The organism is Mycobacterium colombiense (assembly GCF_003284975.1).
Taxonomy (GTDB): Bacteria; Actinomycetota; Actinomycetes; order Mycobacteriales; family Mycobacteriaceae; genus Mycobacterium; species Mycobacterium europaeum_A.
Genome location: NZ_QMEU01000033.1, coordinates 1 through 23,076 on the forward strand (window position 1 = coordinate 1; position 23,076 = coordinate 23,076).

18 protein-coding genes are annotated in these 23,076 nt (G+C 68.3%); 10 read left to right on the forward strand and 8 right to left on the reverse strand.

What is annotated here, in order from left to right:
• Together DQP58_RS13185 and DQP58_RS13190 are read right to left on the reverse strand one after the other, a co-directional pair.
• Positions 1-764 (reverse strand): AAA family ATPase (locus DQP58_RS13185; protein WP_114149355.1); only part of this gene is annotated, 764 nt, incomplete at its 3' end.
• Positions 761-1,912: a metallophosphoesterase family protein gene (locus tag DQP58_RS13190; protein WP_112708812.1), complete on the reverse strand. Its 1,152-nt coding sequence runs from the start codon at positions 1,910-1,912 to the stop codon at positions 761-763. The genes DQP58_RS13190 and DQP58_RS13185, both read right to left, overlap by 4 nt.
• Before the next feature lie 238 nt (positions 1,913-2,150).
• Between DQP58_RS13190 and DQP58_RS13195 the strand changes: the two genes are divergently transcribed.
• Together DQP58_RS13195 and DQP58_RS13200 are read left to right on the forward strand one after the other, a co-directional pair.
• Complete coding sequence (locus DQP58_RS13195; RefSeq protein ID WP_112708813.1) at positions 2,151-3,512, forward strand: HNH endonuclease signature motif containing protein; 1,362 nt, start codon at positions 2,151-2,153, stop codon at positions 3,510-3,512.
• A 15-nt stretch (positions 3,513-3,527) separates the two neighbouring features.
• On the forward strand, positions 3,528-4,031 hold the full coding sequence (locus DQP58_RS13200; protein ID WP_112708814.1) for a SixA phosphatase family protein: 504 nt from the start codon (positions 3,528-3,530) through the stop codon (positions 4,029-4,031).
• Between the two features lie 125 nt (positions 4,032-4,156).
• Here the strand turns inward: DQP58_RS13200 and DQP58_RS13205 are convergent, their stop codons facing one another.
• Together DQP58_RS13205 and DQP58_RS13210 are read right to left on the reverse strand one after the other, a co-directional pair.
• Positions 4,157-4,720, reverse strand: a complete 564-nt coding sequence (locus tag DQP58_RS13205; protein WP_112708815.1) for a DUF3558 domain-containing protein — start codon at positions 4,718-4,720, stop codon at positions 4,157-4,159.
• The gene (locus tag DQP58_RS13210; protein WP_112708816.1) at positions 4,720-5,277 is read right to left on the reverse strand and encodes a DUF3558 domain-containing protein; all 558 of its coding nucleotides are present in this window, start codon (positions 5,275-5,277) and stop codon (positions 4,720-4,722) included. Before DQP58_RS13210 ends, DQP58_RS13205 begins: the two co-directional genes overlap by 1 nt.
• A 181-nt stretch (positions 5,278-5,458) precedes the next feature.
• Between DQP58_RS13210 and DQP58_RS13215 the strand changes: the two genes are divergently transcribed.
• The 6 genes from DQP58_RS13215 to DQP58_RS13240 all read left to right on the forward strand — a co-directional run bounded on the left by DQP58_RS13215 (position 5,459) and on the right by DQP58_RS13240 (position 13,939).
• Positions 5,459-7,225, forward strand: a complete 1,767-nt coding sequence (locus tag DQP58_RS13215; protein WP_112708842.1) for an ABC transporter ATP-binding protein — start codon at positions 5,459-5,461, stop codon at positions 7,223-7,225.
• Entirely contained in the window at positions 7,222-9,126 is a 1,905-nt protein-coding gene (locus tag DQP58_RS13220) for an ABC transporter ATP-binding protein (protein WP_112708817.1), read from the forward strand. Before DQP58_RS13215 ends, DQP58_RS13220 begins: the two co-directional genes overlap by 4 nt.
• A gap of 125 nt (positions 9,127-9,251) precedes the next feature.
• On the forward strand, positions 9,252-9,596 hold the full coding sequence (locus tag DQP58_RS13225; RefSeq protein WP_112708818.1) for a DUF732 domain-containing protein: 345 nt from the start codon (positions 9,252-9,254) through the stop codon (positions 9,594-9,596).
• A 177-nt stretch (positions 9,597-9,773) separates the two neighbouring features.
• Positions 9,774-10,466 (forward strand): hypothetical protein, encoded by a 693-nt coding sequence (locus tag DQP58_RS13230; RefSeq protein WP_112708819.1) that lies wholly within the window; start codon positions 9,774-9,776, stop codon positions 10,464-10,466.
• A gap of 294 nt (positions 10,467-10,760) precedes the next feature.
• Positions 10,761-11,900, forward strand: a complete 1,140-nt coding sequence (locus DQP58_RS13235; RefSeq protein WP_112708820.1) for a BTAD domain-containing putative transcriptional regulator — start codon at positions 10,761-10,763, stop codon at positions 11,898-11,900.
• A gap of 173 nt (positions 11,901-12,073) precedes the next feature.
• Positions 12,074-13,939 carry a serine/threonine-protein kinase PknH/PknJ gene (locus DQP58_RS13240; protein WP_112708821.1) on the forward strand — a complete coding sequence of 622 codons (1,866 nt, stop codon included), beginning with the start codon at positions 12,074-12,076 and terminating at the stop codon, positions 13,937-13,939.
• Between the two features lie 16 nt (positions 13,940-13,955).
• Here DQP58_RS13240 and DQP58_RS13245 read toward each other — a convergent pair whose 3' ends face one another.
• The 3 genes from DQP58_RS13245 to DQP58_RS13255 all read right to left on the reverse strand — a co-directional run bounded on the left by DQP58_RS13245 (position 13,956) and on the right by DQP58_RS13255 (position 17,432).
• Positions 13,956-14,537 carry a hypothetical protein gene (locus tag DQP58_RS13245; protein WP_112708822.1) on the reverse strand — a complete coding sequence of 194 codons (582 nt, stop codon included), beginning with the start codon at positions 14,535-14,537 and terminating at the stop codon, positions 13,956-13,958.
• Between the two features lie 314 nt (positions 14,538-14,851).
• Entirely contained in the window at positions 14,852-16,003 is a 1,152-nt protein-coding gene (locus DQP58_RS13250) for an adenylate/guanylate cyclase domain-containing protein (protein WP_112708823.1), read from the reverse strand.
• A gap of 43 nt (positions 16,004-16,046) precedes the next feature.
• A complete protein-coding gene (locus tag DQP58_RS13255; RefSeq protein WP_112708824.1) occupies positions 16,047-17,432 on the reverse strand; it encodes an amidase in 1,386 nt (461 codons plus the stop codon).
• Between the two features lie 83 nt (positions 17,433-17,515).
• Between DQP58_RS13255 and DQP58_RS13260 the strand changes: the two genes are divergently transcribed.
• Both DQP58_RS13260 and DQP58_RS13265 read left to right on the forward strand, forming a co-directional pair.
• A complete protein-coding gene (locus DQP58_RS13260) occupies positions 17,516-17,950 on the forward strand; it encodes an HIT family protein (protein ID WP_112708825.1) in 435 nt (144 codons plus the stop codon).
• Positions 17,951-18,149: 199 nt separating this feature from the next.
• Positions 18,150-22,019 carry a bifunctional diguanylate cyclase/phosphodiesterase gene (locus DQP58_RS13265; protein WP_240629806.1) on the forward strand — a complete coding sequence of 1,290 codons (3,870 nt, stop codon included), beginning with the start codon at positions 18,150-18,152 and terminating at the stop codon, positions 22,017-22,019.
• An 18-nt stretch (positions 22,020-22,037) separates the two neighbouring features.
• Here DQP58_RS13265 and DQP58_RS13270 read toward each other — a convergent pair whose 3' ends face one another.
• Complete coding sequence (locus DQP58_RS13270) at positions 22,038-23,069, reverse strand: LLM class flavin-dependent oxidoreductase (protein ID WP_112708827.1); 1,032 nt, start codon at positions 23,067-23,069, stop codon at positions 22,038-22,040.
• Between the last annotated feature and the right edge of the window lie 7 nt (positions 23,070-23,076).

Below are 23,076 nucleotides of genomic sequence, written 5' to 3' on the forward strand. Positions count from 1 at the left end.
TCGGCGGCTTCCTCCGCGGCGGCCACCCGCGGGCCGGCGGCGATCCGTTGCTGGGAGAGGTCGGCGACCTGCTGGGTCAACACGGCGTGGCGGGCCACCCGCTCGTCGACCTCGGCGACCGCGGCCGCGCACTCGGCGACCGTGGCCTCGGCGTCGGCCAGCCGGACGATCGCGGCGGCCCACTCGCCCGTGGGACGTCCGGTCGGGGTGAAGTAACGCCCGTATTCGGCATCGATGCGTTCGATGAGCAACGGCTCGGTGCCGCACAGCCCTCCGCTGTCGCCGGCGGCGACATCGAGCGCGCGGGACAGTGCGTCACACCCGGACAGATCCACCGCGGCGGTCGACGCCGCCTGCAGCACCCGCTGGGCGTGCCACAGGTCGCTGTCCACCGTCTCGGCCAGCATCGCCCGGACCCGCTCGTGGGCTTCGTCACCGGTGAGCTGTTCGCGGCACGGCCGGATGACCGTCAGCTCGGTCTCGCACTTCTTGTGAAAACGCTTGCGGTAGACGAAACGGTAAGGGCCGCAGCTGATTTCGGCGGACACCTCGGAGCCCACATCGCTGTGGGTGGGCTTGACCTGTTTGACTTCCTTCTTCGTCGAGCGGTCCCGGGCCTCCAACAGCAGGTCCAGGGCTTCGATCATCGACGACTTGCCGATCTCGTTGGCGCCACACACCACCACGACGCCGTGATCGGGGAATTCGATGTCCCGGTGCGAAATCCCCCGGTAGTTGGTCAGGATCAGCCGGTGCAGCTTCACGCCGCGCCCCGATCGGTGAGGCGCAGCAGCAGCGCCAGGGCCGCCTGCGCGTCCGCGGCGGTGGCGGAGTCCTCCTCGCGCGCCGTCGCCACCAGCTCTTCGACCGCTGCGGCGGCGAAACCTCCGATGCCCAGATCGCTGAACTCGCCGTCGGCCGGGATCACGGCAAGGTGGGTGTGGCTGTCCCACGTGCGCAGGTGGGCGAATAGCCGTGCGTATTTGTCCAGGCAGGCGTCCAGCGCGGCGCGGTCGGTGACCGTCAGCGAACCGGTCAGCGCCAGGCGCACCACGGTCCGGTCCTTCTCGGTCATCAGGTCCAGGTTCATGTCGAGATCGGCGATGTCACGGCTGGAGTCGACCTGTCGGCGCAAGGTGACGAACCGCCAGCTTCCGACGTGCCGCGGCGCCACGGACACCGTCCGCTTCGGGTCGGCCTCGTCGACGTCGACGATCAGGACATGGCCTGGGTCGGCTTCCACGTCGTCGAAGTTGGTGACCTCCGGGGAGCCGGAATACCAGACCCGGCCGCTGTCGCCGACCCGGGTGAGCGAGTGCTTGTCCCCCAGCGCCACGTAATGCACCGCGCCGCGCGACAGCGCCTCGTCAACCTCGGCGAGCCGGATCAGCGAGGGCTTGTCCCGATCGGGATCCAGGACGTCCACCCCGCCGTGCGCCACCAGGATCCGGGTGCCCGCGGCAGCGGGCAGGTCGTCGAGGACGTCGGCGACCAGGTCGGTGGTCGGGACCTTCGACCGCCACGGCGCGGCGACGATTTCCAGCCCGGGACGCACCTGGTGCACGCCGGCCCGGTCAAGCACCACCACGTTGTCGGGCCGCTCGGCGGTGAACAGCGCGCTGGTGTACACCGACGAGGCGTCGAGGGGATCGTGGTTGCCGGGCAGCAGGTAAACCGGAATCCCGATGGCGCGCATGGCTTCCAGGGACTGTCCGATCACCTTCGGGGGAAGCTGATTGTGTTCGAAGACGTCGCCCGACACCACGACGAACTCGGCACCCACCTCGGCCGCCAGGGCGCCCAGACCGGAAACCGCGTCGCGGCGGGCGGCCGAATAGCGCGGCTGGGCGTCACCGGCGAGGAAGTGCCGGGTCATGCCCAACTGCCAGTCGGCGGTGTGCAGGAATCGCATGCCGGCGACCCCCTTTCGAAGTGCGTGTTTACCTGGGCATCGAGAGTTTAGGTCTGCGCACCGACAAGACGCGGGACCTCGATCGGCAGGTCTTGGTCCGAGAAATCCGGCGAGATCGTCTGGGCCTGTGCTGCGCGTCGAGCCGGAGCGGTCGCAAATTCTAAATTAATTGCGCGAGTGTGAATCTATGGCGATTTCTCGGCCGATTTGTGTCGGTGGGCCTCGCTAGTTTGGCGGTGTGACTGATCAGCAGGATGTCGAGGCGGTGTTCGACGCGCTCGATGCGGCCTGGGATCGGGTGTGCGCGCTGAACGTCGACGCGCTGCACCCGCGGCAACAGCTGGCGGTGTTGGCGCGCTGCGAAAAGCAGCGCCGGCGCATCCCGGCCGTCGAGCATCCCGTGATCAATTCCCTGGCCCGCCAAGCCCCCTCGCCCGAACTCGGCGGCACGGTGGTCCACGCCATCGCCGAGGCGGCCCTGATCAGCCGCGCCGAAGCCGCCCGCCCCCTCAAGGAGGCACGCGACCTGGGACCGCGCCACGGCCTGACCGGCGAACCCATCCCACCCGCCCTGGCGGCCACCGCCGCCGCCCAACGCGACGGCACCCTGGGTGCGGGTCAGGTGGCGGTGATCCGCACGTTCTACCACCAGCTGCCCGGCTGGATCGACATGCCCACCCGCGAGCGGGCCGAAGCGCGGTTGGTCACAGAAGGCAGCCGGTTTCGCCCCGAACAACTCGCCGGGCTGGCACACACCCTGGCCGACTGCCTCAACCCCGACGGCACCTACACCGACGAGGACCGGGCGCGGGCACGCGGCCTGACCCTGGGCAACCAGCAACCCGATGGCATGTCGGCGCTGCGCGGCTGGCTGACCCCCGAAGCCCGCGCCACCCTGGAAGCCGTGCTGGCCAAACTCGCCGCCCCCGGCATGTGCAACCCCGACGACGACACCCCGTGTGTGGACGGTAGTCCCACCCAACAGGCCATCGAACGCGATCCGCGCAGCACCGCCCAACGCAACCACGACGGACTCAACGCCGCACTGCGCGCCGTGTTGGCCTCCGGGAACCTGGGTCAGCACAACGGATTACCGGCCTCCATCATCGTCACCACCACACTGGCCGACCTCGAAGCCGCCGCCGGGCGCGGCCTGACCGGCGGCGGCACCCTCCTCCCGATGTCGGATGTCATCCGCCTGGCCCGCCACGCCCACCACTACCTCGCGATCTTCGACAAAGCCAAGGCCCTGGCGCTCTATCACACCAAACGACTCGCCTCACCAGCTCAGCGAATCGTGTTATACGCCAAAGACCGCGGCTGCAGCGCCCCCGGCTGCACCGTGGGCGGCTACTACTGCGAAGTCCACCACGTCACCGACTACAGCACCTGCCACACCACCGACGGCAACGACCTCACCTTCGCCTGCGGCCCGCACCACCGCCTGCTACGCCCCGGCGGCTGGATGACCCGCAAAAACACCAGAGGCGACACCCAATGGATCCCACCCCCACACCTCGACACCGGCCAACCCCGCACCAACACCTTCCACCACCCCGAAAAGCTGCTGGGTGATGACGAGGATGTGCCGCCGCACTGATTAATCTGAGTGCTCGTGACTGACCAGCACACCCTGCTGTTGATGCGGCACGCGAAGTCCGATTACCCGCCGGGCGTCGACGACCACGACCGGCCGCTGGCGCCCCGCGGCATCCGCCAAGCCGGGCTGGCCGGCGACTGGCTGCGCGCAAACGCACCCGCCATCGACGGCGTGCTGTGCTCCACGGCGACGCGCACCCGCGAGACGCTGCTCAACACCGGCATCGATGCGCCGGTGCGATTCAGCGAGCGCCTCTACGCGAGCACTCCCGGCGCGCTGATCGACGAGATCAACACGGTGGACGACGTCGTCGGCACGCTACTGGTCATCGGGCACGAGCCGACGATGTCGGCCCTGGCGCTGGGACTCGGCGGCGCCGGACGTACGAATACCGCTGCCGCCGAACGGATTTCGGCCAAGTTTCCGACGTCGGCGATCGCGGTGCTCACCGTGCCGGGCGCGTGGAACGAGGTCGAACTCGGCGTGGCAACGCTGATCGACTTCGAAGTGCCGCGCTGAGGCTCGATTGCCCGGCTCCTCCGCACCCGGCTGCGCCGGCCGCATCGTCGCCGCGCTGAGGCTTGATTGCCCGGCTCCTCTGCACCCGGCTGCGCCGCCCGCATCGTCGCCGCGCTGAGGTTCGATCAGGAGTTGGTGGCCAGCGTCAGCTCCATCAGCTTGATGGCCTGACCGCACGCATCGATGCCCGGCGCCTGCGGGTTGACCCACCATCCGACCACACCGGCGGCGTCGCTGGCCACGCCGCACGCGCCGTTCGCGTCGTCGGGCCGCATCACGATCGAGTCGATCCCGGCGATCGACCGCGTCTCGATCTTGTACTTCAAGAATTCCGCGACCTTGCGCTCGTTGGACAGGCTGCCCTGCTCGAACCAGAACCGGGTGATGTCGATCAGCCCGGCCGGATTGGCCGCCTGCCAGCGGCAGATCGCACCGACGAAGGTGCTCTGAATGTCGAGCGGGTCGGCGCCCACCGTCTTGGCCAGGATGTCGCTGGTCAAGACCTCACATTCCTTGAGCAGGTTCGGATACTGCTGCTGAGAGTTGTTGTTGCGGGGCACATTGCCGCCCGCCTTGACCGCGTTGCCCCCGATCGAGCGGGAACACCCCGTCAACACCAACAGCGCGGCGATCACCACGATCGCGGCGGCAACCGCGGTCCTGCCGGCCCGGGAACGCGTCGAGGCCATCATTTCGAATTCGCAATCGATTGACGAGCGAGTTCCTTCGCTATATCGCACGGCGGCGGAAACGGCTTCTGACTGAAACTGATTGACCACTCGATGAAGTCGTCCTGAAACTGAATGCCCACCTCGCACAGCGAGTCACCCAGGTTGGGCTCGTTGCCGATGGCGATGAAACCGCCATGTCCGTTGATGTTGATGTCATCGACACTGGCCCGCGAGAGCTCCTCGGTCTTGCGTTCGCGACCGATGGGGCTGCCGCGATACCAGGAGAAGGAGAAGTGCGGCCCCAGGATGCCGCCACCGGCGAGCCACTGGCACCCCACTGAATTGCGGGCGGTGTTGATCAGCCCGGTGACCTTGGTGAGCTCCGCTACGGTCTGGTCGCTGATGCCGCCGCACTGCGGGAACATCGCACCGTGGTTGCCCTGGCCGTTCTGCGGCGTCGACGACACGGTGGCGCCCGGTTTGTTGCCGCCGGAATCGGAGCAGCCCGCAGCCGCGGGGATCAGGATCGTCACTGCTGACGCCACGAGAGCCAGCGCCCTCGTGCTACGCCGCACCGCTACCCTGCTTCCGCTCCGCCCGCTGCTGGTCCACACGATGCACTGTAGCGGCAGCCCAGCGGGTCAACCACCGACGCGCCTGAGCAGGTATTTCGGGGCCGCAAACAAGTGGGTGCGGACCTGGACCGTCCGGCGGTTGGCGGGGACGGCCGCGCAGACGGTGTGCGACAGTTACCCCATGCTCCTGGCACTGCTGCGCCAGTACATCCAGCCGTACCGGCGGCTGGTGGCGGTGCTGATGGTGCTGCAGCTGATCGGCAACCTCGCGTCGCTGTACCTGCCGACCGTCAACGCCGCCATCATCGACGAGGGCGTGGCCAAGGGCCATACCACCACGATCGTCCGGCTCGGCGTAGTGATGCTGGGTGTCACCGCGGTGCAGGTGCTGTGCTCGGTCGGGGCGATCTATGTCGGCTCGCGCACCGGGATGGGCTTCGGCCGCGATCTGCGCGCCGCGATGTTCGAGCACGTCACCACCTTCTCCGAGCGCGAGACCGCCCGATTCGGGGCGCCGACGCTGCTGACCCGCAGCACCAACGACGTGCGGCAAATCCAGTACCTGGTCCAGATAAGCGGCACCGTGCTGGTGACCGCCCCGATCATGTGCCTCGGCGGAATCTTCATGGCCATCCGCCAGGAGGCCGCGCTGACGTGGCTGCTGCTGGTCAGCGTGCCGATCATGGCGGTGGCCAACTACTGGGTGATGTCGCACATGCTGCCCCTGTTCCGCCGGATGCAGGGCCTGATCGACGGCATCAACCGGGTGCTGCGCGACCAGCTGGCCGGCGTCCGGGTGGTCCGCGCGTTCGCGCGAGAAGGTTTCGAACGTGACCGCTTCGCCCGCGCCAACACCGCGTTGTCGAACACTGCACTGACCGCCGGCAACTGGCAAGCGTTGATGCTGCCGGTGACCACGCTGACCATCAACGTGTCCAGCGTCGCGCTGATCTGGTTCGGCGGGTTGCGCATCGACCGCGGCCAGATGCAGGTCGGTTCGCTGACCGCCTTCCTGGCCTACTTCACCCAGATTCTGATGGCGGTGTTGATGGCGACCATGACGCTGGTGGTGTTGCCGCGCGCCTCGGTGTGCGCCGAGCGGATCACCGAGGTGCTCGCCACCCGGCCGGCGGTGACCGACCCGGTGAACCCGCGATCCCCGCGCGGCGCCATCACCGGGGTCGTGCACCTGCACGGCGCGACCTTCACCTATCCGGGCGCCGATCGCCCTGTGTTGCAAGATGTTTCGCTGACCGCGTTGCCCGGAACCACCACCGCCATCGTCGGCAGCACCGGTTCGGGCAAGTCGACGCTGGTCTCGCTGATCTGCCGGCTCTACGACGTGACCGGCGGCGGCGTCTCGGTCGACGGCATCGATGTCCGCGAATACCAGACCGAGCGGCTGTGGTCGGCGATCGGGCTGGTTCCCCAGCGCGGCTACCTGTTTACCGGGACGGTTGCGGACAACCTGCGCTACGGCGCCGCCCCGCATCAGGCCCCTACCGAAGACCAGATGTGGGAGGCGTTGCGGGTGGCCGCCGCCGACGATTTCGTGCGGGCCCACGATGACGGGCTGCAGATGCGGGTGGCCCAGGGCGGCATCAACTTCTCCGGCGGACAACGGCAGCGACTCGCCATCGCCCGGGCGGTCATCCGCCGCCCGGCCATCTTTTTGTTCGACGACTCCTTCGCCGCGCTCGATGCGCGCACCGACGCGCGGGTCCGCGCCTCGCTACGAGAGGCCTCCGGTGACGCGACCGTCATCGTTGTCACACAACGCATTTCGATCGCGTCCACGGCCGACCAGGTGATCGTGATCGACAACGGGAATCTGGTGGGCGCGGGCACCCACGAATCGCTGCTCGCCGATTGCGCCACCTACGCCGAATTCGCCGACTCGCAGTCGGTCGGCGCCGTGCGATCCGGACGATCCGGGGGCACACGGTGACCGCCGCGGCCACCCGGGCCGCCAACCGGACGATCCCCGCAACCCGGTCGCGCGACTTCTGGGGTTCGGCCGCCCGCCTAGTGAAACGGCTTGCGCCGCAACGACGGCTGTGCATCGCGGTGATCACCTTGGGTATCACCGGCACGGCGATCGGGGTGATCGTCCCGCGAATCCTGGGGCACGCCACCGACTTGCTGTTCAACGGCGTCATCGGGCGCCAGCTGCCCGCCGGGATGACCAAGGCCCAGGCCGTCGCCGCCGCACGCGGCCGAGGCGCCGACACCTTTGCCGACTTGCTGTCCGGGATGAACGTGGTCCCGGGTCACGGCGTCGACTTCGGCGCGGTCGCACGAACGCTGACGCTGGCATTGGCCCTCTATCTCGTTTCGGCGCTGCTGATTTGGATGCAGGCGCGGCTGCTCAACGTCACCGTGCAGCGCACCATGGTGGGTTTACGTTCCGATGTCGAGGACAAAATCCACCGGCTGCCGTTGTCCTACTTCGACGGACGTCAGCGCGGCGAGTTGCTGAGCCGGGTCACCAACGACGTCGACAACATCCAATCGTCGCTGGCGATGACGATCAGCCAGCTGTTGACATCGGTCCTGACCGTGGTGGCGGTGCTGGCGATGATGCTTTCCATCTCGCCGCTGTTGGTGGTGATCACCGTGCTGACGGTGCCGCTGTCGCTGTTGGCGACGCGGGCGATCGCGCGACGCTCCCACCGCCTGTTCGTCGCGCAGTGGACCAGCATCGGACGCCTGAACGCCCACATCGAGGAGACCTACAGCGGTTTCACGGTGGTCACGACGTTCGGCCACCAGGCGGCGGCGCGCGAGCAGTTCCGCGCCCTCAACGACGACGTCTACCGGGCCAGTTTCGGGGCTCAATTCTTCTCCGGGCTGGTGGCACCGGCGACGACGTTCATCGGCAACCTCGGCTACGTCGCCGTCGCGGTGGTGGGCGGCCTGCAGGTGGCCACCGGCCACATCACCCTGGGCAACATCCAGGCGTTCATTCAATATGTGCGGCAGTTCAACTCGCCACTGAGCCAGCTCGCCGGCATGTACAACACACTGCAATCCGGGGTGGCCAGCGCCGAGCGGATTTTCGTGCTGCTCGACGAGCCCGAGGAGGCGCCGGATCCTGTGCCGGCCCTGCGGGCCGGCACGCCCCCGCGGCCCGGTGGACGCGTCGAGTTCGCCCATGTGAGCTTCGCCTACCGCCCGGGCACCCCGGTGATCGAGGACCTGTCCATGGTGGCCGAACCGGGCAGCACGGTGGCGATCGTCGGGCCGACGGGAGCGGGCAAAACCACGCTGGTGAACCTGCTGATGCGGTTCTATGACGTCGACGCGGGACACATCCTGCTCGACGGGGTCGACATCAGCACGCTGGACCGCCGGTCGCTGCGGTCGCGGATCGGCATGGTGCTGCAGGACACCTGGCTGTTCGACGGGACGATCGCGGAGAACATCGCCTATGGACGCCCCGACGCCGGTGAGGACGAGGTGCTCGACGCCGCCAAGGCCGCCTACGTCGACCGGTTCGTCCAGACGCTGCCGGCGGGCTACCAGACCCGGATCAGCGGTGACGGAGGCAACATCAGCGCCGGCGAGAAGCAGCTCATCACCATCGCGCGCGCGTTTCTTGCCCGCCCACAACTGTTGATCCTGGACGAGGCGACCAGCTCGGTCGACACCCGCACCGAGGCCCTCATCCAGCACGCGATGCGTGAATTGCGCCGCGATCGCACGAGTTTCATTATCGCGCACCGACTTTCGACGATCCGCGACGCCGACCGCATCGTGGTGGTCGAGGCCGGGCGGATCGTCGAACAGGGCAATCACACCGAACTACTCGCCCGGCGCGGCACGTATTACGAGATGACACAGGCATAAGCGCCTGGCGGGCGCATTGATAAGCGGCCGCGATCGCTACCAAGAAGTTATTGAGAAGACACCAAGGAACAAACGCGACGCTGGGATCGTCCTACTCAGTAACGCACCTGAAAGGGGTGGCAGCAATGTTCTCCCGCCGCATCACACAGATGGCCACCACCGCAATCGGCACCGCCGCCATCGGACTCGCCGCCGTCGGCTTCGCCGGCACCGCCGCAGCGAGCTCCGTGCAGACCGCCGACGCGGCGTTCCTGGGCCAGATGCAAAGCCTCGGCGTCACTTTCCCGTCCACCCAAGCCGCCGTGCAGACGGGCCACCAGGTCTGCACCGAACTGGCCGCCGGCCAGACGCCGACCGCGGTCACCGTCGACATCTTCCGGCACACCAGTCTGACCCCGCCGCAGGCGGCCCACGTGGTCTTGGCGGCCACCCAGGCCTATTGCCCGCAATTCTCCGGTCAGCCCGCCTAAGCGAATAACGAGCCACGATGGGGGATTTCGATCATCGAAATCCCCCATCGGCCGTGGGAGCCGACGGCCCCGCACGGCTCCAAGGATTCGTAGAGAACTCCACCAGGCGCACGTTCGAAGCTCTTCTCAACACCCGCCCAGCCCCGACCCGCGCGGCGAAAGACGAGAAGAGGCACCATGACGACCCCCAACATCGCCAAGACCCTGTCCCTCGGGGTGGCCGCCGGCGCGGTCGCGCTCGGTGTGGCGGCCCCGGCCGGAGCCGCAGCGTCCCAACTCACCTACGGCGACCCGACCGCCGCCGCGCAATTCTGGCGCCAGCAGCAGTACGACGACTGCGTGCTGATGTCGAGTGCCGACGTCATCGGCGAGATCACCGGCGTAGCGCCCTCGGAGCACGACATCATCGCCACGGCCCAATCGACGCCCAGCATCGCGCATCCCGGCTCGATCTACACTAAGCCCGCCGCCACCAGCAACCCGGAATCCGGAATGGGCGCCAACACGGCGGACATCCCCGAGTTGCTCGCCCAGTACAAGATCGGCGCCGTCCTCAGCGACAAGGACGACGCCGCGCAGACCGGCACCCCGGTCGGAATGGCCGCTCTCGAGCGGGCGCTCGGCGGCGGCCACAAGGTGATCGTCAGCCTCAACGCCGAGCTCATCTGGCACCAGCCCGTCGAAGACAAAGGCAAGGACGGCCGCCCGGAGTCCAACCACGCCGTGGTGGTGACCGGCGTCGACACCGTCGCAGGCAACGTCCACCTCAACGACAGCGGCACACCCGAAGGGCGCAACGAGCAAATCCCGATCAAGCTGTTCGTCGAGTCGTGGGACACCAGCAACGAGTTGATGGTCGTCACGATCTAGTCCGCGCCGGCGATTCGATTCACGCGGCGCGCACACGCACCGGAGTGCGCCGCGCTGCTCGATATCAGGCTACGGTGCAATTCAATTCGTGCGACGCACCCACTATCGCCCTGGGTGCGAACACATTTCAGCCCCCCGGGTGCGGTGCCGCGGCGGGGCGATGGTTGGGACGACATGCCGTCCGAGCTCGACGGTTTGTGGTGATTCGTAACGAATCCGCCCGCTTGGCGTCACAATCACAATGGTGAACTCAGGGCATCCGACGCCGCGGACGCGGAAAGGCTGGTGGGCGGGATGGCGGACAAGCGCCTCGAATTCGGTCTGCTCGGACCGTTGGAGATGAGCGTCGACGGCACCCTGGTGCCACTGGGCACACCCAAACAGCGGGCGGTGCTGGCCATGCTGCTGATGAACCGCAACAACCCGGTCGGCGTCGACCGGCTCATCACCGCCCTGTGGGACGAGTCGCCACCGCCGGGGGCGCGGGCCAGCATCCACTCCTACGTGTCCAACCTGCGAAAGTTGCTGACCGGTGCCGGCGCCGACCCACGCACGGTGCTGGTCGCGGCACCGCCGGGTTACCGGCTCAACGTCGCCAACGACCGTTGCGATCTGGGCCGGTTCATCGCCGAAAAGGCCGCCGGCGTGCAGGCGGCCGCCGCAGGCCGATTCGAGCAGGCCAGTCAGCACCTGTCGGCTGCCCTGGCCGAATGGCGCGGCCCGGTGCTCGAGGACCTGGACGGATTTCGCTTCGTCGACGCCTTCACCACGTCGCTGGTCGAGGAGAAGATCCTCGCTCACACCGCGCAGGCCGAGGCCGAAATCGCCTGCGGACGCGCCTTTACCGTGATCACCGAACTGGAAGCCCTGACGGCCGAGCATCCGTACCGCGAGCAACTGTGGGCCCAATTGATGACCGCCTACTACCTCGCCGACCGCCAATCCGACGCGTTGGCGGCCTATCGGCGCGTGCAGAAATCGCTTGCCGATGACCTCGGGATCGACCCCGGCCAGAACCTGCGCGCCCTCAACGACCAAATCCTGCGCCAGGAGCCGCTGGATGTGAAGAAGAACGCCATGACGACCGCGGCGGTCGCGATCACCGTGCTCGAGCACTACCCGACCGACGACAAGGTGGCCGCCTATCTGCACGAGGTGTCCGGACGCAGTTATCCGCTGCGAGGATCGACAACGATTGGGCGGCTTGGCGACAACGACATCGTGCTCGACTCCCCCAAGGTCAGCCGCCACCATGCCGTCATCGTCGACACCGGAAACGGCTACATCATCGACGACCTGCGGTCCTCGAACGGCGTGCACGTGCGAGAGCAACGGATCCGTTCCGCAGCCAAGCTGGAGGACGGCGACCGCGTGCGGATTTGCGACCACGAATTCACCTTCCAGGTCGCCGCCGACCAGGAAGGCGAGGCCTGAGACCACGGCGAGCCGACCGCGCCGACACGCGCGGCGATTGTTCCCGTTATCGTGCGGTGGGACGCCTGCGCGCTTACCGTCATGATTGCTCAGTCACGGGTTGCGATCGTGTGTCTGCCCGCAAAGCCTCGAAAGAGACCGGCAGGCTAGGGGTTGGGTTGGAAGGATGAGGAATGAGTGACGAGCAGTCCTCACGGGCGGGGTCGATGTTTGGCCCCTACCACCTAAAGCGGCTGCTGGGCCGCGGTGGGATGGGTGAGGTCTACGAGGCCGAACATACCGTCAAAGAGTGGACGGTCGCGGTCAAACTCCTGTCCGAAAGCTTCAGCCGGGACCCGGTGTTTCGCGAGCGGTTGAAACGCGAAGCCCGCACCGCCGGTCGTTTGCAGGAACCGCACGTGGTGCCGGTGCACGACTACGGCGAAATCGACGGCCAGATGTTCCTCGAGATGCGTTTGGTCGAGGGCACGGACCTGGACAGCGTGCTGAAACGTTTTGGCCCGCTGACTCCACCGCGCGCCGTCGCCATCATCACCCAGATCGCGTCGGCGCTCGATGCCGCGCACGCTGCCGGGGTGATGCACCGCGACATCAAACCGCAGAACATTCTCATCACCCGTGACGACTTCGCCTACCTGGTCGACTTCGGCATCGCCAGCGCCACCACCGACGAGAAGCTGACACAGCTCGGCACCGCGGTCGGCACCTGGAAATACATGGCGCCAGAACGGTTTTCGGACGCGGAAGTCACCTATCGCGCCGATATCTACGCGTTGGCCTGCGTGCTGTTCGAGTGCTTGACCGGGACCCCGCCCTACCGCGCCGACAGCGCCGGGGTGCTGGTCTCCGCTCACATGATGGACCCCATTCCCGCGCCCAGCGCGCAGCGCCCGGGCGTCCCGAAGGCCTTCGACGCGGTGATCGCCCGCGGCATGGCCAAAAAGCCGGAGGATCGCTACGCCAGCGCGGGTGATCTGGCCCTGGCCGCCAAAGAAGCGCTGAGTAACCCCGACCAGGACCGCGCCGCCACGATCTTGCGCCGCAGCCAGGAAGCCGCACTGCCCGCCGCCGACTACCCCGGCGCCAGAGCCCACGCCGCCGCGGCGCCCCCGCAGCCGTTCGGGCCGACGTTCAACACCCCGCCGCCGTCGCCGTTCGACCCGCCGTCGGCCCCCAGTTCCGGTCCGATACCGGCGCACGGCGGTCAGGCGTGGACCCCCGCCAGCGGGCCGATCCCGGCGGCCGGTCAGCCGTATTATCAAGGCGCCAATGCCAACTGGGGCGCGCCGCCCCAGTTCACCAGTTCGACGCCCTGGGGTCAGCCCCCGCCCAAATCGCACCGCTCGATCTGGCCGATCATCGCGGCCGTCGCCGTGGTGCTTGTCGTGATCGCGACCGGGGTCGGCATCTGGCTTGTCGTTCGCCCCAAGCCGGAACCACCGCAGGCCGCCCCGCTGGGCCCCGAACGCCTCAGCGGCCTGCTGCTCGGCCCGGCCGACATCAACGGTGTGATGGGCTCGTCGTCGATGCAGCCGGGCAAACCCATCACGTCGACGGACAGCTCCTCGGTGACGGTGTCCGCGCCCGATTGCCAGGGGGCGCTGTACACCACGCAGGACCCGGTCTATGCGGGCACCGGCTACTCGGCGGTCAGTGGCCTGGTGTCCTCGGAGGCGGGCGACAACTACGACCACTGGGTCAACCAGGCCGTGGTGCTGTTTCCCTCCGCCGACAAGGCCAAGGGTTTCGTGCAGACCTCCGCGGACAAGTGGAAAGGCTGCGCCGGCAAGACGGTGACCGTCACCAACAAGAGCAAGACCTATCGGTGGACGTTCGCGCAGCTTCAGGGCAGTCCACCGAAGATCACGCTGATGGACACCCAGGAGGGCGCCGACGGCTGGGAGTGCCAGCGCGCGCTCAGCGTGGCCAACAACGTGGTCGTCGACATCAACGCTTGCGGGTACCACATCAGCGATCAGGGCGCCCAGATCGCCGACAAGATCGTCGCCAAGATCGACAGCGAGAAGCCCGAGGGCTGAGGCGCGCTACGGCTTGTCAGGACTGCAGATCGGGGCCCTGCGCGCGTAGGTCGTCGACGGCCGACATGGCGCCGCGTAGTTTGGCCAGCCACTCTTCGGCGTGCTCACCGACCAGCTTGACCGACCAGGCGAGAGCGTCGGCGCGGGATCGGGCGACGCCGGCGTCGACCAGTGTGTCGAGCACCTGACGTTCGGGTTGCTTCAGCCGCGTCATGACCGGTACGGCGATGTGGGTGAACAGGATTCGCTCGGTGCCGGCCGTGGAGGCGACCTCGACGCCCCAGGAGACCTTGCGGCCGTAGCGATCCTGCGCTTCGTCGGCGATGCGCATGCGCTCCGAGCGGGTGTCCTCGCGGAACCGCGACGCGCGCCCGGCCGCGCGAGCCTCGCTCGCTTCGCCTTCCGCACTGTTCGGGTCCGGGAGCTTGCCGATGACGGTGATCTCTTCGCGGTCGACGACCACCGTGGGGTCCCCGTCGAACCAGCTTTCCGGCAGACGCCCGGCGAACCACTCCGCGGCGTCGCTGGCGTCGGGTTGCTGGGCTTGCTGCCAGCCGCCGGGGCGGCCGTACCGCCTTTGTGTGTGATGGGCTTTCATGATTACATGATTACACCGTTACATGTGTTAGGGAACTGCCGTTCACCGGCAGCGAAACGACCGACCGGCGCGGCCGTCGCAAGCGGCGGTTCTCCAGCACACGAACCGCCTCGGAAAACCGTTGATCCGGGCTGTTGGTCGGCGTATTTTGGTTAGCGAAGCAGGCCCGGGAAGCGACCAATTCGAAGCGCTGGAACACGGGGTAGGAATCCGGCCGCGTAGGACACGCATAAGACGTCGTCAAACGCCCCCTAGAGTCGCACCGGGCCTGCCCATGCGTCGGGCACCGCTCTGGCCCGGGCAGCGCGAACCCGTCAGTCGCCGTCGCCGCGCCGCACGCGGAAGAGCTTCACCTCGTTCTTGATGCCCTTGAGGCGCCGGGCGCCGGCGAATGAACCGGAGAACTCGCCGCTGTCGCCGATCAAGTCCCAGACCGAATCCGCGACCAGGACCGTGCCCGGGCGCGCCACGTTGGTGACGCGGCTCGCCACGTTGACCGGGCTGCCGAACCAGTCGCCGGCCCGGCTGACCGCCATGCCGGAGGCCACCCCGGCCCGCAGCCGGGGGAAGTCGTTGTCGGTGTCGACGGCCTCGACGAGCTTGACGATGACGTCGAGCAGCGGTAGCGGATCAGGGCAGACGAACATGACCGCGTCACCGATGGTCTTGATGAACCGCACCGGCGGCACTGTCATGTCCCGGGCGAGGATGGCCAGCCGGTTCGCCAGATGTCCCAGTTCCTCGGGCGACACCGCCTCACCGATCCGGGTGAAGCCGACCAGATCCGCGAAGGCAACGGTGATCTGGCGCGCCCCGGGCAGCGGCTCACCGGCGGCCCGCTCCGCGGCGTTGATCGCCTCGGTTTCCATCATGTGGCGCAGCTGCATGAACAACATGTGCTCGATCATCGGGCCGAGCATGGGCGCGATCTCCCCCACCAAAGCCTTTGACGCCTTGGCGATTTCGAGCTCGCTGTTACCCGGCCGCATGATCGCCGAGAGCGCCGTGTAGCGCATGACTTCGGCGGCCCGCGACAGACCTTCGGCCAGCACCTGAACCACGAGAACCACCTGTTCGGGATCCAGGCCCAGCTCGACGAATCGCTGGGAGAAGGCAGCGGCTTCGCCGTCGGCACGCATGTGAACGACCGCGTCGGGATCGTCCACGCGAACCAGGCCGATGGCACGCTGCACGCGCTGCAACAGCCCCAGGTCGATGCCGTGGGTCTCGCTGATCTCCCGGGTCGACACGTAGGTGCCGTCATCGCCGATCAGATGGCGGGTGGCCAGCAGCAGGGGCGGGTTGGTGGTCCGGATCTCCTCGGTGGTGATGCCCTGCTCGAGCAGCCACCGCACCAATTCGGCGCGCTCGGTGCGCGCGGTTCCCTCGAGCCCCTCGAGCAAATCGTCGATGTTCTGGTCGGCCCCGTCCTGCACGTTCGTCAACCTACAATGCCGGCCAGCCATGATGTGCGGTGATGAACACACCGCTGCTGCGGCTAGGCGCCCATCACGACACCGGCGGTCGCCGCAGGGCCCACGGACGGGCCGCTTCGATCTGCGCCGACAGCGACAGCAGCGTCGCCTCGTCATACGGCCTGCCGACGAGTTGGACCGACAACGGCAGCCGGTCGCCGTCGAGGTCCCACGGCACCACCGCTGCGGGCTGCCCGGTCAGGTTCCAAACCTGTTGGTAGGGAACGTATCGACCGACTCTCAGCAGCGTCGACACCGCGCCGCGGCGTTGATAGGCGCCGATGCGCGACGGGCCCGTCGCCGTACCGGGCGTGACGACGACGTCGACGTCGGCGAAGATCGCCTGGATCCGCGAGACCACGCCATCCTCGTTGGCCCGGATCGCCTCCATCCGCCGGTCCGAAAAGAACGAACCCATGCGGGCGATGTTGCGGGTGCGCGCCTCCAGACGTTCGGGATGGGCCAGCGCGTCCGCGTCGTCGCAGATACCGCGCAGATATCGGGGCAGATAGTTGGCGAACATCGCCGAGGCCGGATACTCGGGATCGGCCCTGATGACGTCATGGCCGAGATCGCGCAGCAGCGCACCGGCCTGCTCGACCGCCGTCAGCTCCGCCTTGCCCACCCGGACCGGCAACGGGGTTGGCACCTTGGTGCTCAACGCAATTCGCAACCGGCCGGGGCTGCGACCCGCCGCCGTCACGAACTCCCCTTCGGGACCGGGCACCGTCGACGTCGCATCCAGGAACACCGCCGCGTCCAGCACCGAGCGCGTGATCGGGCCGTTGACGCTCAGCCCGTACCAGGCATCGTCGTGCGGTTCCAACGACACCCGGTCGCGCTGCGGCTTCAAGCCGAACAGCCCGCACCACGTCGCCGGGATGCGAATCGAGCCGCCCCCGTCGGATCCCAAGGCAAGCGACGCCAACCCGGCGGCGACCGCGGCGGCGCTTCCCCCGCTGCTGCCGCCCGGGGTGCGGGTGGGGTTCCACGGATTGCGGGTGGCTCCGAAGGTCATCGACTCGGTGTAGGGCAGCATCATCAGCTCGGGCACATTGGTCTTGCCGATGATCACCGCACCCGCGGCGCGCAACCGGCGCACCACCTCCGCATCGGAGGTGACGGCGGGCCGGTGTCCGCCGCTGCCGAACGTCGTCACCTGTCCGGCGACGTCGACGTCGTCTTTGATCGCGACCGGCACGCCGAGCAACGGCAGCCGCTCGCCCGCGTCCAGGCGCTCCTGCGCCGCGGCCGCCTCGTAACGAGCTTGATCGGCGAGCACCACGCGGTAGCACCGCAGCTGGCTGTCCAGCCGCGCTATCCGCTCCAGGTAGACCTCGAGCAACTCCGGCGCGGTCAGTTCACCGTTGGCCAGCATGCGCGCTTGTGCCGCCGCGCCGGCGAAGGCGAGATCGTTCACCGCGGCAGCGTATCCCGCGATTGGAGGCACGCCCCGGATGGTCTCGGCGTGGCCATGGCGAAGCAGCCAGTACCGTGGGCGACATGTCCTGCGTGTTCTGTGCGATCGTCGCCGGCGAAGCCCCGGCCATCCGGATCTACGAAGACGACGACTACCTGGCCATCCTCGACATCCGCCCATTCACCCGCGGCCACACGCTCGTGCTGCCCAAGCGGCACAGCGTCGATCTCACCGACACCGCGCCGGAGACCCTGGCCGGGATGGTCACCCTGGGTCAACGCATCGCCCGGGCCGCGCGGACCACCGAACTCGCCGACGCCACCAACATCGCCGTCAACGACGGCCGCGCCGCTTTCCAGACGGTGTTCCACATCCACCTGCACGTTCTGCCCCGTCGCAACGGCGACAAGCTGTCGGTGGCCAAGGGAATGCTGCTGCGCCGCGACCCCGACCGGGACGCCACCGGCCAGATTCTGCGCAACGCGCTGGCCCGCATCGATGCAAGTCAGCCCGATTGAGCCCACCGGCGACCGCCGCACCCCGCCCCAACCTGGCAAAAGCCCCACTTGGCGAACATCAGCAGCGGTTTAATGCCCAGTAACCCGTGGTGAAGTTGTTCATTCTTCGCCACACAGCAGGGGATCGGCTGGAGCGGTGATGCAACGCTGGGCGGTAAGTCCGTGGCGGCGGTCGGGGGTGCCCCCGCGCGCCGGCTGGATGCTCGCCGCCGCATTCGGCGTCGCCGAATTGCTGCTGTTGCTGTCCTCGGTGCGGGGCTGGCACGGCCCCTACGGGACTCGGCCGGTCAACCAGTTCGTCATCGCGGTATGTCTGGTGGTCGCCGCGGCATTGGCCGGTCGCGCGGCCCGACGCACGTCCGGACGGCAGCGTTACGGGTGGCTGGCACTGGTAACGGCCCTGCTCGGCTGGGCGGTGGGCGAGACCATCTGGGCGGTCTACGACGTGCGACCGGAGGTCGAACACGCCGCCCACCCGGCGGCCTCCGAGATCGTGCTGCTGCTGTGGCCGGTCGGCGCCATGGTGTCGCTGATGCTGCTGTCCCAGCTGTCCCGCAACAGCCCCCGGCGGCTGCTGCTCGACGGACTCATCGTGGCCACCTCGCTGTTCGTCATCTCCTGGGTGTTCGTCGTCGAAGCGCAGCTGCAGGAGCGGACGGGCACCCGGCTGGCGACGCTGGCGGAGATCTTCAACGACATCGTCTTGCTGACGACGGCGATCCTGATGCTGTCGCGGGCGCGCCCCGGCGACCGGCCGAGCCGGAGCCTGGTCGCCGCCGGCGTCGCGACGATCAGCGTCGCCGACATGATGCTGGTCTTCTACACCGGCATCGGCAGCTACCACACCGGCGACGTCGGTGACGTGATGCGGGTGGCCGGGCTGGCGATGCTGGCGCTGGCCGCGGCGGCCGGCGTGCACGAGCGCCCCACGCCGGCATCGCCGGACGAGATCGAGTTCCGCACCCGCCTGTGGCTGCCCTACCTGCCGCTGATCCTGGCGGCAACCGTGGGCTGGGGACACGCGGCGGGCAACGCGATGCACGAACCGATGCTGGCCGCGCTCGGCATCCTGGTGGCCGCCGTCTTGGCGCGCCAGTTCGTCGTCCTCGTCGAAAACCAGAATCTGCTGTCGGAGGTTGCGCGGGAGGCCTTCCGCGACAACCTGACCGGCCTGGCCAACCGGGCGCTTTTCCTGCACCGGCTGGACCAGGCCGTCGCGCGGCGACGCCCCGACGGCACGCCGATTGCGGTGTTGTGTCTGGACCTCGACAACTTCAAGGCGGTCAACGACGCCCTGGGCCATCCGGCCGGGGACGAACTCCTGGTCCGGGTCGCCGGCCGGCTCACCGCGGCGCTGGGCGAACAGGGCACCATCGCCCGGCTCGGCGGCGACGAATTCGCGGCGGTCATCGAAGCCTCCGTCGAGGAATCGCAGGCGGCCGCGCATCGCATTCTCGACGCCTTCACCGGCGCCATCCTGATCGAGGGCATTCCGATCACCGTGCGGCCGAGCATCGGATTCACGGTGGCCACCGGCGCGACGAACTGCACGGTCGATCAGCTGCTGCGGCACGCGGACTTGGCCATGTACGCCGCCAAACGCGAAGGCGGCCAATGCATTCGCAGCTTCATGCCCGACCTGCCGCTGCCGTATGCGTTTCCGCCGGCGCCGGGTTCGACCAGACCCTCGGCGGCGGCCCGCGCCCTTGGCGGTGACGGCCAGACACCGCCGGAGCCCCGAATTACCTCCGAGGTCGCGACCGCCACAGCGGCCGAGCCCGAGGATGCGCCCGACGCCGTCCGCTGGCCGCCACGCGACGTCCGGACCGCCCTGGTGCTGCTGGCGATCGGGGTGGTCGCCTTCGCGGTGTCCAACGCTGTCCGCCCCAATGCCGGACACGGCATCCTCTCCGCAGCCGCCCTGTACACGGCGCTGACCGTGGTGGCGGCCGGACTGATCGCCCTTCGCGCGTGCCGGGTTCCGGCCGACCGGTTGGCCTGGGCGTTGATCGCCGCCGGCATGGCGTGCTCGGCCGTGGGCGACGTCGTCTATGCCCTGTGGGTGCCCAGCGGCCGATCCCCGTCGGTGGCCGATCCGGAGTATCTCGCGTACTACCCCTTCGTCTACGCCGGGCTGCTCTTGCTCATGCGGGCACGGCTCAAACGGCTGCCGATCCCGGTTCAGCTCGACTCGCTCATCTGCGCCCTGACGCTGGCGGCCGTGGCCGCGGCGCTGACGGCGGGTCCGATCCGGGCGGCCGCGGTGCGGGCACCGGCGACGGTGTGGGTGGGCATCGCCTATCCGTGGAGCGATCTGGTGCTGCTGGCCCTGGCCGCCGGCATGTTGCCGATCCTGGGCTGGCGCAACGAGATTCGCTGGGCGCTGCTGGTGGCCGGATTGGTCCTGTTTGCGTTCGCGGACGCAGCGTATCTGTTCGAGACGTCGGCCGGCCTATATCGGACCGGATCCCTGCTGGATGCGTGCTGGGCCGCGTCGTCGTTACTGATCGCCATGGCGAGTTGGGCCAGATCGTCGTCGATCACGCCGCCATCGCGAGGGCGGATCGCGCCCTACGCCACTCCGGTGGCATCGGCCGTTGTCGCCTTGGCCGTGATCGTCCTGGCCCACCATTCGCGGCTCGCGGCGACGCTGGCGGCGCTGAGCCTGGTCGTGGCGGCCGGGCGGTTCGCGCTGACCTTCCGGGACGCCAGCCTGCTGGAGACCAACGACAAACTCGCCATGACCGACGAGCTGACGGCGCTGCCCAACCGGCGCTCACTGGCGACGGCCCTGACCGGGTTGCCCGTTTCGCCGCCACCGGAAAGCCCGTCGATGCCGACCCGGGCGCATGCGCGCCGGGCGCTGTTGTTGTTGAGCCTGAGCGATTTTCACGAGATCACCGACTCCATCGGCAGACAGTTCGGCGACGAGCTGCTGTGTCACATCGCAAACCGGTTGACCGGCTGCGTCCGCCGCGACGATCTGCTGGCACGGGTGGGCGAAGACCAATTCGCCGTGCTGCTGTCGGATGGGGCCAACCTCACCGCGGCCAGCGCGTCGGCGGGTCGCCTGCTCGAAGCCCTCAGCGAGCCAATCGCTTTGGACCCGATCACCGTGCAAGTGGACGCCCGCATCGCCATCGCGCTGTGCCCGGACCACTGCGACTCCCCCGAGGAGCTGCTGAGCCGCGCCGAAATCACCATGGCCCACGCCAAATCCGCCCGCAGCAAGATCGCGGTCTACGACTCCTCGTTCGAGGCGTATCGCGACAATGACCCCAGCCTGATCGAAGAATTACGCACGGCGTTGTTCGATACCGACGAGCTGCAATTGCACTACCAACCCAAGATCGACGGCCGCGACGGCAGCGTCCACAGCGTCGAGGCGGTGCTGCGCTGGCAGCACCCCACCCGAGGGACGCTGCTGCCCGAGGAGTTTCTGAACGTCGCCGAACGCGCCGGGCTGATGCGCAAGATCTCCAACCGCACGCTGAGCATGGCTCTCGCGCAGGTCCGCTCCTGGCGCGAGCAGGGCATGCCGCTCACCGTCGCGGTGAACCTGTCGACGACCAACCTGCTGGACATCGAACTCGTCGGCACCGTCGAGCGGCTGCTCGCCAATTACGACCTGCCCGCCGAGGCGCTGATCCTCGAGATCACCGAGAGCGCACTGGTGGACTCGGTGCGTTCCCGCAACACCGTCGCCGCGCTGCAGAGCCTGGGAATCCGGATCTCGCTCGACGATTACGGTACCGGTTGGTCGTCTTTGGCTCGGCTGCAAGAGGTTTCGGTCGACGAGCTGAAGCTCGACCGGATTTTCGTGGCGCGGTTGGCCCACGACGCGCGGTCGGTGGCCATCGTGCGCTCGACGGTGGCGCTGGCGTCCAATCTGGGCGCCGACCTGGTGGCCGAGGGGGTCGAGAATGAGGCCACCCTGAACGCCCTGCGCCGGTATGGCTGCACCATCACCCAGGGCTTCGTGCACACCCCGCCGTTGCCGCCGGATGACCTGCGAGACTGGATCGCCAACCACGCACCCAACCCGCACCCGACCCAGTCCAACGGGTGAGCGTCACCGCCCGCGGTGTCAGAACAGCTCTTTGGCCAGCAGTTCCAGCGTCGCGACCCGCGCCGGCGCGGTGCCGGGATCGGTGCCGCGGCGCGCCGATGCCACCGGATTGACCATGACTTCGTCGACGCCGAACCGGTCGGCCAGTGCCCGGATCTGCTCAGCGGCCTCCGCCGGCGCCCCCAGGACGGCGCGCTGCAGCCCGCTCTCCACGATCCGCTGCTGCTGGCCGGTCAACTGGGCGACCGCGGCCTCCTCGACCAGCGGCACCGGCCCGAGCGGCTGCCCGGTCCGCAACCGGGCCATCATCTGCAGGTTGGGTAACATCAAAGCCGTTGCCTCTTCGTGAGTTTCGGCCACGGCGGCGTTCACCGTCAGGAAGGTCAGCGGCTCGGCGGTCAGCTCGCTGGGCTTGAATCGCGAACGGTAGACCTCGAGCGCCTCCTCGGTTCCATTGCCGGAGAAGTGATGCGCGAACACATACGGCAACCCCTTGGCGGCGGCCAGATGCGCCGAGTACATCGACGAACCCAGCAGCCACAGCCGCGGTTCGCCCGCCGCGGCCGGGGTGGCCTTGAGGGTGTAATCACCCGAGCGCAGCGGGACCCGCACGCCGCGAGCGCTCATCAGCGCCGCCACGTCGTCGAGGTACTCCGGGAAGTTCTCGATGTCACGATCGTCCCGACCGCCGCGCAGCGCATACGACGTCACCGGATCGGAGCCGGGTGCGCGGCCGATGCCGAGGTCGATGCGCCCCGGGGCGGCGGCCTCCAGCAGCGCGAACTGCTCGGCCACGGCCAGCGGCGCGTGGTTGGGCAGCATCACGCCACCCGAGCCGAGCCGAAGCTGCGCGGTCTGCGCGGCCAGGTAGGCGAGCACCACCGGTGGGCTGGTGGCACCCACCGACGGCATGTTGTGGTGCTCCGCGACCCAGTAGCGGGTGAAGCCCAGCCGATCCGCGGCCTGGGCCAGTTGCACGGTGGCCGCCAGCGCGTCGCCAGTGGTCTGGTCGGTGCGCACCGGGATGAGATCAAGGACGGAAAGACGCACGTTGGCG